15 protein-coding genes are annotated in these 15,965 nt (G+C 42.8%); 9 read left to right on the forward strand and 6 right to left on the reverse strand.

Going from position 1 to position 15,965, the window contains the following annotated elements; genetic code table 11:
- Positions 1 to 75: 75 nt before the first annotated feature.
- Both MHN30_RS09335 and bioA read right to left on the reverse strand, forming a co-directional pair.
- Positions 76 to 1,413 carry a lysine 2,3-aminomutase gene (locus MHN30_RS09335; protein ID WP_239359328.1) on the reverse strand — a complete coding sequence of 446 codons (1,338 nt, stop codon included), beginning with the start codon at positions 1,411 to 1,413 and terminating at the stop codon, positions 76 to 78.
- 188 nt (positions 1,414 to 1,601) lie between these two features.
- A complete protein-coding gene (gene bioA, locus MHN30_RS09340) occupies positions 1,602 to 2,891 on the reverse strand; it encodes an adenosylmethionine--8-amino-7-oxononanoate transaminase (protein ID WP_239359329.1) in 1,290 nt (429 codons plus the stop codon).
- A gap of 148 nt (positions 2,892 to 3,039) precedes the next feature.
- On the opposite strand from bioA, the gene bioB reads away from it, so the two are divergent.
- The 4 genes from bioB to bioD are packed head-to-tail and all read left to right on the forward strand — an operon-like array spanning position 3,040 to position 6,697.
- On the forward strand, positions 3,040 to 4,083 hold the full coding sequence (gene bioB, locus MHN30_RS09345) for a biotin synthase BioB (protein WP_010379433.1): 1,044 nt from the start codon (positions 3,040 to 3,042) through the stop codon (positions 4,081 to 4,083).
- Positions 4,084 to 4,086: 3 nt separating this feature from the next.
- Positions 4,087 to 5,229, forward strand: a complete 1,143-nt coding sequence (locus MHN30_RS09350; protein WP_239359331.1) for an 8-amino-7-oxononanoate synthase — start codon at positions 4,087 to 4,089, stop codon at positions 5,227 to 5,229.
- On the forward strand, positions 5,226 to 6,005 hold the full coding sequence (locus tag MHN30_RS09355) for a methyltransferase domain-containing protein (RefSeq protein ID WP_239359333.1): 780 nt from the start codon (positions 5,226 to 5,228) through the stop codon (positions 6,003 to 6,005). The genes MHN30_RS09350 and MHN30_RS09355 overlap by 4 nt, the downstream gene beginning before the upstream one ends.
- Entirely contained in the window at positions 6,002 to 6,697 is a 696-nt protein-coding gene (gene bioD / locus MHN30_RS09360; protein WP_222243402.1) for a dethiobiotin synthase, read from the forward strand. The genes MHN30_RS09355 and bioD overlap by 4 nt, the downstream gene beginning before the upstream one ends.
- A gap of 247 nt (positions 6,698 to 6,944) precedes the next feature.
- Here bioD and MHN30_RS09365 read toward each other — a convergent pair whose 3' ends face one another.
- Complete coding sequence (locus tag MHN30_RS09365; protein ID WP_130164072.1) at positions 6,945 to 8,450, reverse strand: hemolysin; 1,506 nt, start codon at positions 8,448 to 8,450, stop codon at positions 6,945 to 6,947.
- A 187-nt stretch (positions 8,451 to 8,637) separates the two neighbouring features.
- Positions 8,638 to 8,841: a hypothetical protein gene (locus tag MHN30_RS09370; protein ID WP_130164073.1), complete on the reverse strand. Its 204-nt coding sequence runs from the start codon at positions 8,839 to 8,841 to the stop codon at positions 8,638 to 8,640.
- Between the two features lie 115 nt (positions 8,842 to 8,956).
- On the opposite strand from MHN30_RS09370, the gene MHN30_RS09375 reads away from it, so the two are divergent.
- Positions 8,957 to 9,436, forward strand: a complete 480-nt coding sequence (locus MHN30_RS09375) for a GNAT family N-acetyltransferase (protein WP_222243406.1) — start codon at positions 8,957 to 8,959, stop codon at positions 9,434 to 9,436.
- 33 nt (positions 9,437 to 9,469) lie between these two features.
- On the opposite strand, the gene htpX is transcribed toward MHN30_RS09375, so the two are convergent.
- Together htpX and MHN30_RS09385 are read right to left on the reverse strand one after the other, a co-directional pair.
- Positions 9,470 to 10,330 carry a protease HtpX gene (gene htpX, locus MHN30_RS09380; protein WP_039495857.1) on the reverse strand — a complete coding sequence of 287 codons (861 nt, stop codon included), beginning with the start codon at positions 10,328 to 10,330 and terminating at the stop codon, positions 9,470 to 9,472.
- A gap of 147 nt (positions 10,331 to 10,477) precedes the next feature.
- Positions 10,478 to 11,002, reverse strand: coding sequence for a TetR/AcrR family transcriptional regulator (locus MHN30_RS09385; protein WP_045989660.1), 525 nt, complete (start codon positions 11,000 to 11,002; stop codon positions 10,478 to 10,480).
- Between the two features lie 129 nt (positions 11,003 to 11,131).
- Here MHN30_RS09385 and MHN30_RS09390 point away from each other — a divergent pair, with 129 nt between their 5' ends.
- The 4 genes from MHN30_RS09390 (at position 11,132) to MHN30_RS09405 (ending at position 15,943) form a co-directional block, all read left to right on the forward strand.
- Positions 11,132 to 11,338, forward strand: a complete 207-nt coding sequence (locus tag MHN30_RS09390) for a hypothetical protein (protein WP_017217380.1) — start codon at positions 11,132 to 11,134, stop codon at positions 11,336 to 11,338.
- Positions 11,339 to 11,470: 132 nt separating this feature from the next.
- Positions 11,471 to 11,953 (forward strand): 5-(carboxyamino)imidazole ribonucleotide mutase, encoded by a 483-nt coding sequence (purE, locus tag MHN30_RS09395; RefSeq protein ID WP_010372883.1) that lies wholly within the window; start codon positions 11,471 to 11,473, stop codon positions 11,951 to 11,953.
- A 1-nt stretch (position 11,954) separates the two neighbouring features.
- Positions 11,955 to 13,103 (forward strand): 5-(carboxyamino)imidazole ribonucleotide synthase, encoded by a 1,149-nt coding sequence (locus MHN30_RS09400; protein ID WP_239359335.1) that lies wholly within the window; start codon positions 11,955 to 11,957, stop codon positions 13,101 to 13,103.
- Positions 13,104 to 13,459: 356 nt separating this feature from the next.
- Complete coding sequence (locus MHN30_RS09405) at positions 13,460 to 15,943, forward strand: prolyl oligopeptidase family serine peptidase (protein ID WP_239359337.1); 2,484 nt, start codon at positions 13,460 to 13,462, stop codon at positions 15,941 to 15,943.
- Positions 15,944 to 15,965 lie beyond the last annotated feature (22 nt).

The following is a 15,965-nucleotide window of genomic DNA, read 5'->3' on the forward strand; positions in this document are numbered from 1 at the left end:
CTAAATCTCAGGTTATTTAAATGCGCCAAATAAAATGAAAGCCAGCAATTTGCTAGCTTTTTGATATTTTCACATTTACATGACGTCGTACTCGTCCTGCCAGAAGAATTTTTCTTCCCCAAATGCAGGTTTTAAGTCATCCAGCCAGTGGGCATTTTCGTCGAACTTGGCAAAGAACGGACGCTGCACCCAGTCTGGGTTTCGTGCTTGAATAAAGCGCAGCACAAACACCTTTTCGCCTGCGACTTCTGTTACGCCAGACACTTCAACTTTTCCAGGACCCGCACTCATTGATGGTCCTCTAACTGTACGACTCACACCAGAGACTTGCTTATAAGCTTCACGGAATGTTTCCCACGTTTTGTGTAACGGGATTTCAAAGTAACGCTTAGCGCCGGTATCTCGCTCGATAAACATGTAGTAGGGGATCATGCCAAGCTGCGTTTGCTCTTTCCACATGTCAGCCCACATATCAGAGTCTACGTTTATATTATTTAAAAGTGGTGCTTGTGTTCTGATCTGTGCGCCAGTTTTGCGGATAAGTTTAATCGCTTCACGTGTGACTTCAGTACGCAGTTCTTGTTTGTGGTTAACGTGCGCCATGATTGACACATGCTTTCCGGCATCAACCAGCTCTTTTAGTAAGGCTAACAACTCTTGCGCATCTGGATCGGTGACGTATCTAAACGGCCAAAAAGTGAGAGATTTAGTGCCGATCCTGATGGTACGAATATGGTCAAACCTTGGCTCTTTTAGCGCCTCCAGGTATTTACGCAATTTAACGGTGCGCATTACCATAGGATCGCCACCAGTCATCAATAGATCGGTCACTTCAGTGTGTTCGGCTAGGTAATTGTGGAGCAGCTCGGCGTCGTTATTGTTAAATCGGGTAGCTTTGCCAACAAACTGCGCCCAGCGGAAGCAGAAAGTGCAATATGAGTGGCAGTATTGTCCTTGAGACGGGAAAAACAACACGGTTTCTTTATATTTGTGTTGGATCCCGTCTACGCGTTCACCTTCATACTCAGGAACATTTTTTTCCATTTGACCAGCTGGGTGCGGGTTTAACTTTTGACGAATTTTGGTTGCAAGGTTAAACACTTCTTCTGGTGTATGTTCGCGACTTAACAAGTCGGCCATTTGCTCGTATGACTCATCGTCTAGCATGCCACGCTGTGGGAAAGTTAACTGAAAAACGGGGTCGTTAGGCACTTTATCCCAATCGATGAGCTCTTCAATCACAAAGTTATTAACGCGAAAAGGGAATACATTGGCGACGACTTTCATTTGAAAGCGAAGATGTTCAGGCAGTTTATCCAGTTGCTCTATCTTATCGATTTGGCGGTGTTGGTAAACAGTAAAACGAGGGGGCTGATAAGCTTCAGCTGGCTGCAATTTGACGGTTTGCTGCATAGATAATATGTCTCTTTTCTCACTTGCTAATAATAAAAACGACCATGGTAACATGCCATTGATATCATTTCAGGTACAAAGCGAGGAAAGTTCGAAATAACGCAATTTTGTTGATTATGCGCCATCGTTTTAGGTTACATTGTCGAAATTAGGTCATAAAATAGACCTAATTCCAAATTTAACTTGTTTTAGAAGTGTTCGCCTTTAATGGCTGCGTAAATCGCGTCAATGAGTGTTTCAATGTCTTCATTTGAGGTGATATATGGCGGCATAATATAAATTAGCTTGCCAAAAGGTCTTATCCATACACCTTGTTGAATGAAGAATTTTTGGATTTTTGCAACATCAACAACCGTTTCTACTTCCACCACGCCAATCGCACCAAGGACTCTAACATCTGTGACTGCACTTAGATTAAGACAGCGCTTGAGTGCGTTAAGCGCGCTCGCGACTCGTTCAATATTGGCCATTGTTTCTTGGCGTTTTAAGATTGTGAGACTAGCTACAGCGGCGGCGCACGCCAGCGGATTTCCCATAAAAGTTGGTCCGTGCATTAGCACTTTCGCTTCGCCTAGGCTAATACCCAAAGCCACCTCTTCTGTTGTTAAAGTGGCCGCGAGCGTCATGTTTCCGCCAGTAAGCGCTTTGCCAACACACATAATGTCCGGTGCGATATCTGCATGTTCACAGGCGAACATTTTACCTGTGCGGCCAAACCCAGTCGCAATTTCATCTAAAATTAGTAACACCTCATACTTATCACATAACGCTCGAAGCGCCTTTAGATATTCTGGGTGGTAGAAGTTCATGCCGCCCGCATTTTGCACTATCGGTTCGATGATAAATGCCGCGACCTTTTCATGATGAGCAGCAAATGCGGTTTCTAACGCGTTAAGTTCATCTTGACTTTGGCTGCCGTAAAACTCACTTCTAGGGGCATCGACAAACACCTGCTCGGGTAAAAAACCTTGGTACATGGCATGCATCGAATTCACAGGATCGCAAACGCTCATCGCCGCGAATGTATCACCGTGATAGCCTTTTTTGGCTGTCATTATTTGGGTTTTATTCTTTTTGCCTTTACTCAACCAATATTGGATCGCCATTTTGATTGCAACTTCAACACTGACTGAGCCGCCGTCGGCTAGAAATACTCGATTAAGTGGGGCTGGGGTTAGCTCCACGAGTAGTTTGCATAACTCCACGGCAGGCTGATGAGTTAGCCCCCCAAACATGACATGGCTCATCGTGTCTGCTTGATTTTTTATCGCCGTGATTATTTCTGGATGACCATAACCATGCACAGCACTCCACCAGGATGCCATACCGTCAATGAGAGTTTCGCCAGTTTCAAGCTCAATTTTGTTCTCGAATGTTCTTGCGGCTGGATAGACGGGCAGAGGGTCAATCATTGATGTATAGGGGTGCCATATATGCTTGCGATCAAATTCAATATCGATTGTGTGTTTATTGCTCATTTGTAAACCTTGTGGGCGCATGTAACGTTGACAATACTAAGCTAAGAAGTAGACTAAGCCAATCACCGTCAGTTTGACTGCGCTAAATTTAATCACTAGAAAATACTCGTGTTGTAAATTTAGGCAAGAATAAAAAGAGAATGAAAATATGGAATTAGGCGCGCTAAGACACGACTGGACACATGAAGAAGTAAAAACACTGTTCACCATGCCTTTTAACGACTTACTTTTTTATGCAGCAAGTATTCACCGCAAAAACTTCAATCCCAATGAAGTTCAAATCTCCACTTTGCTGTCTATCAAAACGGGTGCCTGTCCTGAAGATTGCAAATACTGCCCACAGTCAGGTCATTACAAAACGGATCTTGAACGTGAGCGTTTGATGGAAGTGGAAAAGGTTGTAACTCAAGCTAAGTTGGCGAAAGAGAAGGGCGCGACACGTTTTTGTATGGGCGCCGCTTGGTCTGATCCAAAAGACAGAGATATGCCTTATATCGCCAAAATGGTGAAAGAAGTTAAAGAGTTAGGCCTCGAAACCTGTATGACTTTGGGTAAACTGGATAATCAAAAAGCGCACACGCTAAGAGAAGCTGGCCTTGATTATTACAACCATAATTTGGACACCTCACCTGAATACTACGAGCAAATTATCACGACAAGAACTTATCAAGACAGACTTGATACCCTTGATCACGTCAGAGATGCAGGAATGAAAGTGTGCTCTGGTGGTATTGTAGGAATGGGAGAGCAGGCATCTGATCGTTATGGCTTGCTGATCCAATTAGCAAACCTGCCAAAACAACCAGAAAGTGTACCGATTAATATGCTTGTTAAAGTTAAAGGTACGCCACTTGAAAATGTTGATGACCTCGATCACTTTGAATTTATCCGTACTATCGCGGTTGCGCGTATCATGATGCCACACAGTTACGTGCGTTTATCTGCAGGTAGAACGGCGATGAATGAACAGATGCAGTCTATGTGTTTCTTCGCTGGCGCTAACTCAATTTTCTATGGTGATAAGCTATTGACCACGGAAAACCCAGAAGCAGACGCCGATATGAATCTCATTAGAAAACTTGGGATGAACCCTGAAAAACGTGAAGATTATTCGGATGAGGCCTATGAGGCATCGTTAAGCTCTGCAATTGCAGACAAAGCGACATCAGAGCTATTTTACGAAGCCAACTAATCAATGTCGTTTGAGTATATTCAATCTGCCTTAGCAGCCCGTCACGCTGAAGGGTTGCTAAGAAAGCGCATTGTGGTTGAAAAGGCCTCTGCAAGTAGAATAAAAATTGCCGATCAGCAATATATTAACTTTGCCAGCAATGACTACCTGGGACTTGCAGACTCGTTGGAGTTTAACACGCTTGCATGCACTGAAGCCGGAAGCCGAAGTTCGGCGCTTGTTACGGGTTATCTTGATATTCACCGTCAGCTAGAAGATAAGCTTTGCAGCGTTTTGGGTTATGATGCAGCACTGTTATTTCCAAGCGGTTTTGCTGCTAATACCAGTGTATTAAAGGCATTGTTCACGCCCCAAGAAAAGCAATTAAGCGCTGCGGTGTTCCAAGATAAGCTCAACCACGCCAGCCTGTTAGACGGTGGTTTAGCGGGCAGCGCTAAGTTTGTTCGCTTTAATCACAATGATTTGACGCACTTAAGGTCTCGATTAGAAAAAACCAAAGCCGACAGTAAACTCATCGTGACTGAAGGGGTGTTTTCTATGGATGGAGACCAAGCGCCAGTATCTGAAATCAGTGTGCTGGCTAAGTCTCATTCTGCGTGGCTCATGGTCGACGACGCTCATGCGTTTGGCGTTGTGGGAGCGCAAGGACTTGGCACGATTGAAAGCGGCATTAAACCTGAAATTTTGGTGATCACCTTTGGCAAAGCGATGGGCTGTCAAGGAGCTGCGGTATTAGCGAGTCATGATGTGATAAATTACATGACGCAATTTAATCGTGAGTTTATCTATACAACGGCGCTGTCACCTATTATGGCAAGCCTTGCATTATGCCAATTGAATAGGTTGCTTGCTGCATCTGAAGCGAGACACAAATTACAAGTAAACATCGACTATTTTAAGTCGTTAGTTGCTCAAACCAACTTATCTCCCATTCCAAGTGATACGGCTATACAGCCTCTGGTGTATGGTAGCAGTGAAAATGTATTAGCGGCGCAACATAAGCTTAAGGAAAAGGGACTTTGGGTTAGCGCTATTAGGCCACCCACGGTTCCGCAAAATACCGCACGATTGCGAATAACAATAACGGCACAGCACAGTCACGAAGATATAGACAAATTGGTTTCGGCCTTAGTGGAGGGAGCATGAGCAAAGCACAAAAGACGCAAACAGCAAAGTGCTTTTCAAAAGCCGCGCAATCATACTCTCAACACGCCAACGTACAAAAACAGGCCGCAGATGTACTCTTTTCACGTTTAACACAGCAAAATAGCGAGCTTGGTGCGGTGCGTATGTTTCCTCGGTTGCTCGATTTAGGATGCGGGCCACATGAAAACTTTCATAGATTAAACGCCTTCACGAATCATTATGTTGGAGCGGATCTTAGCTTGGCGATGTTGGCAAGCGCTGAAAATACGACAAATAGTGTTTGCTGTGATATGGATAAACTCGCTATTCAGTCAAATTGTATCGACTTAGTCTTTAGTAATTTTGCAATTCAGTGGTCTAATTCCCCGCAAGCGTTGTTTGCGCAATTGTATGAAGTACTAAAAAAAGAAGGGCGAGTGTTGCTAAGCTCCGTGCTAGACGGCTCTTTAAACGAAATCGATAGCGCATGGCGAGCCATCGATCAGTGTGGTCATATCAATTCATTTTATTCGCTGTCTGTACTTAAATCTTTTGCGCTACAGGCCGGTTTTGCTGTGACTTGGGCGGATGAAGCGTTATTGATTGATACTTATGACACGCCGTTAAAGGCGTTACGCTCGGTAAAAAATATCGGTGCCAACGATGTAAAAACCGCTTCTCGCCGACAAGGTTTGTTAGGCAAATCAGCCTACGCTCAGTTGCTGAGCAGCTACCCTGAGAGTAAAAATGGTTTTGATGTCAGTTATCAAGTCGGATTTTTGGAGTTAAGGAAATGAATCAAGCATATTTTGTAACTGGGACCGACACTGAAGTAGGTAAAACCTATATTTCTACTTTATTACTAAAACTGTTGGCCAAGCACGGTAAAAAGACTTTTGGCTATAAGCCGATTGCAGCAGATGCTGAAGAGGCATTTGGTGAACTAGTGAACGTTGATGCTATCAGTTTGATGGAAGCTGCGACGGTGCACGGTACTTACGAGCAAGTTAACCCATTTTGTTTTGCACCACCAATTGCCCCGCATATTGCAGCCAAACAGGTAAATGTTGACATTACAGTCGATAAGCTACATGAGCGCTTTAGTGAAATTCAGCAACTGGGCGCTGAGTATATATTATGTGAAGGTGCAGGTGGCTGGGCATTGCCCATTAACGACAATGAATATCTGTATGATTGGGTCGCCAGAGCACAACTTCCTGTTATTTTAGTGGTTGGCATGAAGCTAGGCTGCTTGAATCATGCGTTTTTAACGGCAGAGTCTATCAAGCAAAAAGGACTGAATTTGGTGGGGTGGATAGCAAACCAGATTGACCCTGAGATGTCTGTATTTGACGAAAACCTCGAAAGTTTAAAGCTTCGCCTAGACTGTCCGCTGCTTGCAACAGCGCCTTACAGTGAGGGCACACCAAAATTACAGCTTCGCTCAGCGTTACTCGAGTTGTTTGAGCTTAAATCAGGCACCAGTTAATATTAAATAACCTGAACTCGGGATAACACTTTGTTCTCTAGCAGCTGTTATTCCTCACTACTGCGTTAAATTTGCTTGCAATAGGCCAGCTATTGACGCACAAATTTGCCTTGTATTAAGAAATAACTTCTGGCTAAAGTGATATTACGCTTTTGAACTTAGTGATTTTAGTGGATTAACTTACTTCTTATCCCGAGTTCAGGTTAAATAAAGCGGCTTCTAAAGGTAGTAAGCCGCTTTGAGTCTGTTAATTACAACCTTTTTGAATGGTTTGTGTTGTCACACTGACCTCAAAGTCATTGTAATCGTTATCGTTTTGATCTTCCCAACGTTGGTTGGTACCTGAGACTTGGTACTTGGTTGATAGTGTATTGCTGTTACCATCGATAGCGAGCACATAGGTAAATGATTGTCCTTGAAGGATGTCATAGCTGCCGGCACTGCCGTATTCATCAAGCAATTTAATATATTGGCCGTTTACTTTGATACCCCAGTCATTATTGAATAATGAGTCTTCTCTGACGAACGCGTAATTAATCCGCGTATAGTTGTCAGGCACACATGCGGTTTCATTGTCGAGTATGTTTCCCGATAGGGTTTCATTGCCTGAGGTATTGCTCACGCCTGTTACGCTCAAAGAGAGTTCCCGATCGCCAGTGTACTCAGTATCGTCTATTGTTGCTATTTGAATGGTAGCAGTTGTGCTGCCAGCCGGTATTTCCAATGAGGTAGGTGGTGCTACGTAGTCATCTGATTGCGTTGTCACATCATTGACCGCCACCGAAAAGCTGACGTCCTGCTCGAAGGCTTTACTTAAGGTAATTTGATAGCTAAGGGTACTTCCCTCATAAACCGCGTTTTCAATACTCGTTAACGTAAAAGACGGTGGCGAAGGAGGTGTAGGTGTACCGCCGCAACCAGAAACGGTATAGCATGTACTGCTGCCATTTGGGTTATATGCAAGGTCATTTACTCTTATTGGTAATGTATTGATATAACAGGTGCTTCCTGTATCAGGGTTTAGTTTATAAATCGCGCTTTTGTTGGTGTGTCCAGCATCATTAATGATAACGCGACTGATAATAAGCTCTCCATTGCTATTAAGGCTTGCCCCTGTAACGGAAGTTAAGTCGTGATCAGATAATTTAGTCACAGAAAAGTCGTTGGTATTAACTTGGTAAACGGCTGCACTGGTAACTAGGATTAAGCGGCCATTATAAAACTCAAGATCGCCGCGGTATTTTCCCGCCAGTGAGGGGAGATCCGAGAGCTTAGTCGCGTCGCCTGTGTTTTTATCTATGCTGTAAATAGAATCGTAACTCGTTCCAATGAGCCTATCGTTTGTGCTGTCATATGCCAATCCCACCAAATAAGCCGTTCTACCGACTATGGTATGAGAGGTTCCATCAAAATATGCCAGTTGAACATAGCGATGTTTTTTACCGTCAATGGGAATATCTGCGTCAGCTGGTAAGTTTAGATGACTGGTATCAACTTTATAGTCGATTGGCCTTGGCGCGGATGCATAGTACCAACGTGCACTGCTAGTATCATAGGCGAGTGCTGCGGAACTAAAAGCGGCTAAACTATTGGCGCTGGCTTGTCCTGCACCTTCATCTAGGCCAAACAAAATACCAATATCGCCGCGGCCAGCGTTAATACCAAAAACCTGACCTGGGCAACTATCTGCATAGGTGTATGTGGAAAGTAATGTTGAGATTAAACCAAGTGTTGTGAGTGATGCTTTTAACATAGCAGGAACCCTAAAAAGTTTACGTCCTGTAACTTAAAACAACACAAAGCAATGTCTTCGCAATTAAGTCCAACCTAATGCGATGACTTAATCCTTTAAGGCGGGCGCTTCCATTATTGACTTTGCAATCTAACGCTATAATTGATCATAATTTACACTTTTACAACAGTTAAATAGTCAAAAAGTACTAATTGTTTGATTCTTGCCTATTTTTGAAGTTTGGTAATAATGACTCAACGATTTCTTTTGCTGAGATGGTATAGCGCACGCCAGAGAACATCACTGATGCATTTTCATCGATCCCTGTAATGCCCGTTAAAGTCCAGCCTTCACCTCTTTGTGGGCAATAAACCTTTGTCGTTGGGGGGATAACGGTGAACTCTTGACTCATATTTATTCTCCAAAAATACTAATTTATAAAGCAATGCATGCGATCATAATATTGAAAGGTGTATTTGCTGCAATAAGTGCTACTATGGCGGCAGACACATAGACCTGAGCATTTTATGGAATTTGAAACACCAAGGCTAGTCATCAGGCCTATAAGGCACAAAGATAATCCGCAGTTATTAGCGCTACTTAATTTACCGCAGGTAAAAGCGTATAACGATTACGGCGACAACCTCACTGAAGTAGACCTTAAATGCATGATCCAAATGGATATTGAGCGTCAATATGAAGGTATAGGTGGACGCTTTTGCCTCGTGTGTAAAAGCACTAAAGCGGTGATTGGTTGTATTGGTTTCTATCACGAAGACGGTGATATTGAGGGCCTACATATTGGCTATGAATTAATGCCTGATTATTGGGGTAAAGGCGTGATGTTTGAAGCTTTACGTTGTCTATTTGCAAACAAAAGCCAGATTGAGTTTAAACTCAATGTGATTCTGGCGCATGTATCGGCTGATAATCACCGTTCATTAAACCTACTCAAGCGTTTGGGGTTTTGCGCTGTTGGAAATAATCTATATAAAATTGAGCTATAAAAAAGGGCAACTTAATCGTTGCCCTAGTAAGAATTACGAAAGTGCTCTAATTCTCTCGTCAAGTGGCGGGTGAGAAGCAAAGAAATCTGCAATAGACTTACCTGACGCAATACCAAAAGCCATCATTGAGCCTTCTAATTGCGATTCATGGTTGTGCTTCAAACGCTCTAATGCTGAACGCATTTTTTGCGCACCAACTAAATCAGCTGCACCTTTATCGGCTGCGAATTCTCGTTTACGACTAAAGTAAGCGACAACAACAGACGCCAAAATACCAAAGAGGATCTGGAATATCATATCAAAAATAAAATATGTCCAGCTTCCACCTGACTCTTCTTCATCGCCATTCAAGAAGTTATCAACAATACCCGCCAATACTTTAGCGAAGAATATAACAAAGGTATTTACAACACCTTGGATCAAGGTAAGTGTAACCATGTCGCCATTTGCAACGTGCGACACTTCGTGCGCAAGCACTGCCTCTGCTTGGTCTTGATTCATGTTGTGGAGTAGGCCAGTACTTACAGCAACTAAGCTGTTATTTTTACTCGGCCCGGTTGCAAACGCATTCATTTCAGGGCTGTCGTAAATCGCAACTTCTGGCATTGCAATTCCTGCTTTTTTAGCTTGCTCTGCGACAGTAGAAACTAACCAATGTTCAGTTTCGTTTCGTGGTTGCTCTATAACATGGGCCCCTGTAGATTTCTTTGCAATCCACTTAGACATGTAAAGAGAGATAAAAGAACCACCGAATCCAAATACGGCAGCAATAACCATAATGCCTGTATAGCTTCGGCTAGAAATACCAAACACAGACATTAAGACAGATAACACAATTCCTAACACAAGCATCACTGCTAAGTTAGTGATAAGGAATAAGATGACGCGTTTCATTTTGACCTCGTTAGACAAAAATAAGGAACTAAGTAACTTTTCCCAAGCACTTGCTTATTACACTAGTCCTAGATGCTTTATATGGTCAGAAGTTCAAAAGCACAAGTAAATTCGTATTAATATTAAATAAAGAACACATCATACAATTTATTGACTAACAAGTTTCAGCTTCTGAGATAGGGAATGCAGCATCTGGTCAACAGAGCTATGCTCATTGCTTAATCCTTCTAATAAGGTCATAAAGTAGCAATCCATCATAACGGTTGCTTTCAACTCATTGTATTCCTGCTCACTGAATAACAAGTGTTTGAACAAATTGAGTTGTCCCGTAAAGAATTCGCTATGCCAAATAATCCCACAAAGCAGCTCTTTACTGAAATCTCTATTGCTAAGATAAAAAGCAAATAAATACTTTGCATAGTGGCGTAACTTTAAGCTGGCACTATGCTGCTCATCTGATGTTTTCGCTTCATTAATTAGTTCATCTATTTGGTTATGCATTGCGACTTTGAGCATGTCGAGCTTAGTAGGGAAGTGAGAGAAAACCGTTCCCGTTGCCACGTTTGCTGCTTGGGCAATTTGCCGAGTAGTGGTGTTTTCAAAACCATTGTCTTGAAAAAGTTGCCAACTAGCACTGAGAATTTTATTGTACGTAATTTCTCTTTTTTTCATATGGTTACCTTTTTATTTGCGAAGAGAGTGTAGCACAATTCCAGATTATTTAAGAGATAAAGTTTGCAAATAATGAGCGCGCTCATTATTATAATTGAGCGTGCTCATTAAATTTCAATAGGAGTTGTTATGCAATATTTGAGCTTATTCATCGGATACATTCTGTTCATCCCTTTTATCTTTTTTTACAGCTATATTCTTGGTCCAGCTTTAAAAATGGTGCTGATCCCAGGTGGCCTTGTGGTGCTATGCTTAATTATGGGTCCTAAAACGTTTTTCTCTCACTTTAAGCGTGCGAAAGCATTAAGTATTGAAGAATTGGTGGTGTCTAAATAACTCAGGGTGCCATCGCGTGATAATTGCAATAAGTTGATTCTTCGCATTAAAGACGAACTCAGGTATAATGCCCGCAGCTAAGGTGTGAAGGACCTTAGCCCTGTATCGTTCAAAATTAGTCGAGGAATTATTATGACCGTTGGCATCATTATGGGCTCAAAATCAGACTGGCCTACAATGCAACATGCAGCTGAAATGTTAGATAAATTTGGTATTGATTATGAAACTAAAGTAGTTTCAGCTCACCGTACTCCACAGCTTTTAGCGGATTATGCTTCGACAGCAGCAGAACGTGGGATCAAAGTTATCATTGCCGGTGCTGGCGGTGCTGCACACCTACCGGGTATGGCGGCAGCATTCACAAGTCTGCCTGTACTTGGCGTTCCAGTAAAATCAAAAACGCTAAATGGCGTGGACTCATTGCTATCAATTTGCCAAATGCCTAAAGGTGTTGCGGTAGGTACGTTAGCGATTGGCGACGCTGGTGCTGCAAACGCAGGTTTGCTAGCTGCTCAAATTTTAGGTTGTCAGCAGCCAGAAATTTTTGCAAAAGTAGAAGCGTTCAGAAAAGAACAAACAGAAACGGTATTAGCTAATCCAGATCCTGCGAAATAACATGAATATTCTTGTTTTAGGGGCGGGACAGTTAGCCCGTATGATGAGCCTATCGTCAACTCATCTTGATATAAAAGTGCTGGCTTATGATGTTGGTAGCCAAACGGTAATAAACCCCGTTACCTTTGCAACCACACCAGGGTCATTACAGCAAGCCATTGACAATGCTGATGCCATCACTGCCGAATTTGAACATATTCCACATGATGTTTTGGCGCTTTGCGAACAAAGCGGTAAGTTTTACCCTGGCGCAGAAGCAATAGCCACCGGTGGTGATCGCGCGAAAGAAAAAGCACTACTAGATAAAACATCTGTGCCTTGTGCTCCTTTTAAAATTATTACGGATAAAGCGCATTTTCTCACAGCGATTGATGAGTTAGGTATGCCTTTAGTCGTTAAAACCTGTCAAGCAGGCTATGATGGGAAAGGGCAATGGCGAGTAAAATCAGAGTCTGAAATAGACAATATTTGGGCCGAAATGTCCGGGTTTTTGCAAGCAGGCACTGAAGCACAGCCTCACTCTATCGTTGCTGAAAAAATGATACCGTTTGACCGTGAGGTGTCGATTATTGGTGTGCGTGCTAAAAATGGCGAATGTAAAATTTATCCTTTGACTGAAAACCAGCATACCAATGGTGTACTGACCTTATCAATTGCCGGGAAAGAGAAAGCCAATATTCAAGCGCAAGCGGAAGACGCATTTTCGAAACTCGCGAATGCACTCGATTATGTTGGTGTACTTGCTATTGAGTTTTTCGATGTTGAAGATCAACTATTGGTTAATGAAATAGCGCCTAGGGTACATAACTCAGGACATTGGTCACAACAAGGCGCCCATGTAAGCCAGTTTGAAAACCATATTCGTGCCGTTGCCGGTTTACCGATTGGTGATACAAGGCTGCTTCGCCCAACCGCGATGATTAATGTGTTAGGGCAAAGTCACATTCCATCACAAGTTCTTGCTGTCTCAGGGACAACCAGTCACTGGTATGGCAAAGATGCGAAACCGGGCAGAAAAATGGGGCATATCAACGTGTCAGCTGACTCACTGCATAAGTTAGGTGAAGCACTGGCAGAGCTTGCTGACATCTTGCCTGAGGCAGACTACCCTGGGGTTATGGAAACCGCTCAGCAATTAATTTTGAATTAGTACTACTGTTTTTAGCAAAAAAGGTCCATTGTTAACTAAAAACCTAAGCTTATGATATCTATTGAGTTAACTCATTCTTTATAACAGAGCTCAGGGTAGATATAAAAAATTTAATTTTTTTACTGTTATTTTTGGAACTCTTTTCTGATAGTGCGGTCTACTATTGTGAGGCGCGGATAGGCCTCATTTCATACTCGTTGTCCATCAACGACTATGTGAGCGCAGAGAGTATTTGGCCAGCATCCCTATGCTGGCCTTTTTTTGTCCCACCCATCGTGCTTTTAATCTTAAATCTGTCGATATTCCGCTGGCTTTCTGCTTAAATTAGGCAAATTTAACTATTATAAGAAAGTCACATGTTGAAACTCTCTCTTATCTCGATGGCTGTCGCTTCAGGTTTATTCCTTTCAGGCTGTCAAACCACTGAAGTAAGCCCAAAACCACAACAAGTTGAAGCCAATTCACCAGTCCCACAAGTTGTTGCGACTCCTGTTGATTTCGGTGGTGAGCAGATCACCTTAAAACAAGCAATGGCGCATCCTGATTGGTTGGGAAGACAACCAGAAGGCGCATACTGGGGAGCTGATAGCAAAACCGTTTTCTATAAGCGTAAGCAAGCTGGCTCAGAGTTAAGAGATCTATTTAAAGTCAGTAGCGCACAAACAAGCGAAGCAGTTTCGCTGTCAGATTTGCATGCCGTTGGTGCTGCAAACGCGATTTATAATAAAGGTCGGACGCTACAATCTTATGAATTTAAAGGCAACATATTCGTTAAAAACCTGAAGTCTGGCGCTTTGACACAAGTTACTCATTCTTCGAACTATGAGTATGCACCGAAATTCTTAAGTGATAACCGATTAGCTTACCGTTCAGGCAATGCGCTATTTGCGTTTGATATAGCCACTGGCTTAACGAAAGAACTGGTAAAGTTACATTTAGCGGATAAGCCTGAAGGAGTGAAAGAGCCAAATGGATATATCGCTGAGCAGCAACACAAACTGATTCAATTCGTCGCGCTAACGCACAAAAACAGCAAAGATCGAGAAGCGAGAAATCAAGAGATAGAAGCGAATAACGCAAGCATCCAAGATAATCAGTTTTATCTAGGTAAAGGAAAAACACTTATCTCAGTTAGCTTAGCACCGACAGGTGACAAGTTAATCGCTGTGATCACCGATGATAAACCAAGCCGTTCAGACTCTGACATCATGCCTAACTACGTGAGTCAAAACGGTGACATTGATCCGGTAAAAGCTCGCCGCCGCGTTGCAGACACAAAACCAATGAGTTCTGATGTTATTTTCATTGATTTAGCAAAATCAGAGCAAGTCACGCTGAGCTATGATACTTTGCCTGGCTTTGATGAAGATGTACTAGCCGAGGTGAAACGCGAAAATGCTAAGGCAAAAGGTGAATCATATAAGAGTGAAAAAGCACCACGTGATATCAACTTGATCGACACATGGGGCTGGAGTCAATCCGCTATCCAATGGAATAGTGACGGTTCTCAAGTCGCAGTGATGCTTGGTGCTTGGGATAATAAAGACAGATGGTTAGCAACTGTTGATTTTGATAAACAACAATTCGTTTCTCAGCACCGCCTACACGATGAAGCATGGATCAATTACACCTACAATGATTTTGGTTGGTTAAGCAACCAAGACGCGTTGTACTATCTTTCAGAGCAAACTGGATATAGTCAGCTTTATGTTAAGCCGCTTAACGGCAAAGCAAAAGCAATGACTTCAGGGAAGTTTGTGGTTTCTGAACCAACCTTAACCCAAGATAGTCAATTTGTTTATTACAAAGCCAATAAAGATCACCCAGGTTTATACGAAATTTATCGCGTCAATTTAGCAAGCGGTGAAGATGAGCAGTTAACTGATTTAGATGGCCTGACTGATTACCAGCTAAGCCCAGATGAGCAAAAGCTGTTGTTAACTCACTCAAAAATCATGATGCCTCCAGAACTTTATGTGGCGGATGCAGCGCCAAAAGCAGCGGTGTCACGACTCACTAATACAGTCTCTGATGCGTTTTTAAATAAGAAGCTAATTGCACCTAAGATTGTCGCGGTTCCTTCAAGCCATCAAGGTGAGCCTGTCTACGCAAAAGTATATTACCCAGCAGATTATCAAGAAGGCGAAACGGGTAAGAATCGTAAGGCTGTGATCTTTAACCATGGTGCGGGTTATTTGCAGAACTCTCATATGGGTTGGTCTAACTACTTTAGAGAGTTTATGTTCCATTCACTCCTCGCGAGCGAAGGCTATGTCGTTATGGATATGGACTATCGCGGCTCTAAGGGCTATGGCCGAGATTGGAGAACGGCAATCTATCGTCATATGGGTAAACCAGAAATCGAAGATTTAGCAGACGGTGTCGAGTGGATGGTGAACAACGCTAATGTTGATCGTGGCGCTGTAGGTACTTATGGTGGTTCATACGGCGGCTTTATGACATTTATGGCGCTATTTACTCAGCCCGATCTATTCCAAGCAGGCGCTGCTTTACGTCCAGTCACCGATTGGGCCTATTACAACGACCCGTACACCTCAAATATCCTTAATCGCCCCGATGTTGACCCAATTGCATACAAACGCAGTTCGCCTATCTATCATGCTGAAGGTTTGAAAAACAAGCTTCTGATCAATGCACCTATGGTTGATGACAACGTGTTTTTCCAAGATGTTGTGCGCTTAGTGCAACGTCTGATTGAGCTAGAAAAGGAAGACTTTGAAACGGCGATTTATCCAGTTGAGCCCCATGGCTTTAGACAGCCATCAAGTTGGTTGGATGAATACCGTCGTATATACAAGTTGTTCAAAGAAAACTTGTAATCAAATGGGTGGATAAAAAGCC

It is taken from the genome of Pseudoalteromonas sp. OF7H-1, assembly GCF_022347825.1.
Lineage (GTDB): Bacteria > Pseudomonadota > Gammaproteobacteria > Enterobacterales > Alteromonadaceae > Pseudoalteromonas > Pseudoalteromonas maricaloris.

What these genes read in the sequence shown, in the direction of transcription:
- bioD (WP_222243402.1), top strand. Translation starts at nt 6,002, where the DNA reads ATGAATCAAGCATATTTTGTAACTGGGACCGACACTGAAGTAGGTAAA.
- MHN30_RS09355 (WP_239359333.1), top strand. Translation starts at nt 5,226, where the DNA reads ATGAGCAAAGCACAAAAGACGCAAACAGCAAAGTGCTTTTCAAAAGCC.
- htpX (WP_039495857.1), bottom strand. Translation starts at nt 10,330, where the DNA reads ATGAAACGCGTCATCTTATTCCTTATCACTAACTTAGCAGTGATGCTT.
- bioB (WP_010379433.1), top strand. Translation starts at nt 3,040, where the DNA reads ATGGAATTAGGCGCGCTAAGACACGACTGGACACATGAAGAAGTAAAA.
- MHN30_RS09385 (WP_045989660.1), bottom strand. Translation starts at nt 11,002, where the DNA reads ATGAAAAAAAGAGAAATTACGTACAATAAAATTCTCAGTGCTAGTTGG.
- MHN30_RS09365 (WP_130164072.1), bottom strand. Translation starts at nt 8,450, where the DNA reads ATGTTAAAAGCATCACTCACAACACTTGGTTTAATCTCAACATTACTT.
- MHN30_RS09390 (WP_017217380.1), top strand. Translation starts at nt 11,132, where the DNA reads ATGCAATATTTGAGCTTATTCATCGGATACATTCTGTTCATCCCTTTT.
- MHN30_RS09405 (WP_239359337.1), top strand. Translation starts at nt 13,460, where the DNA reads ATGTTGAAACTCTCTCTTATCTCGATGGCTGTCGCTTCAGGTTTATTC.
- purE (WP_010372883.1), top strand. Translation starts at nt 11,471, where the DNA reads ATGACCGTTGGCATCATTATGGGCTCAAAATCAGACTGGCCTACAATG.
- MHN30_RS09375 (WP_222243406.1), top strand. Translation starts at nt 8,957, where the DNA reads ATGGAATTTGAAACACCAAGGCTAGTCATCAGGCCTATAAGGCACAAA.
- bioA (WP_239359329.1), bottom strand. Translation starts at nt 2,891, where the DNA reads ATGAGCAATAAACACACAATCGATATTGAATTTGATCGCAAGCATATA.
- MHN30_RS09400 (WP_239359335.1), top strand. Translation starts at nt 11,955, where the DNA reads ATGAATATTCTTGTTTTAGGGGCGGGACAGTTAGCCCGTATGATGAGC.
- MHN30_RS09350 (WP_239359331.1), top strand. Translation starts at nt 4,087, where the DNA reads ATGTCGTTTGAGTATATTCAATCTGCCTTAGCAGCCCGTCACGCTGAA.
- MHN30_RS09335 (WP_239359328.1), bottom strand. Translation starts at nt 1,413, where the DNA reads ATGCAGCAAACCGTCAAATTGCAGCCAGCTGAAGCTTATCAGCCCCCT.
- MHN30_RS09370 (WP_130164073.1), bottom strand. Translation starts at nt 8,841, where the DNA reads ATGAGTCAAGAGTTCACCGTTATCCCCCCAACGACAAAGGTTTATTGC.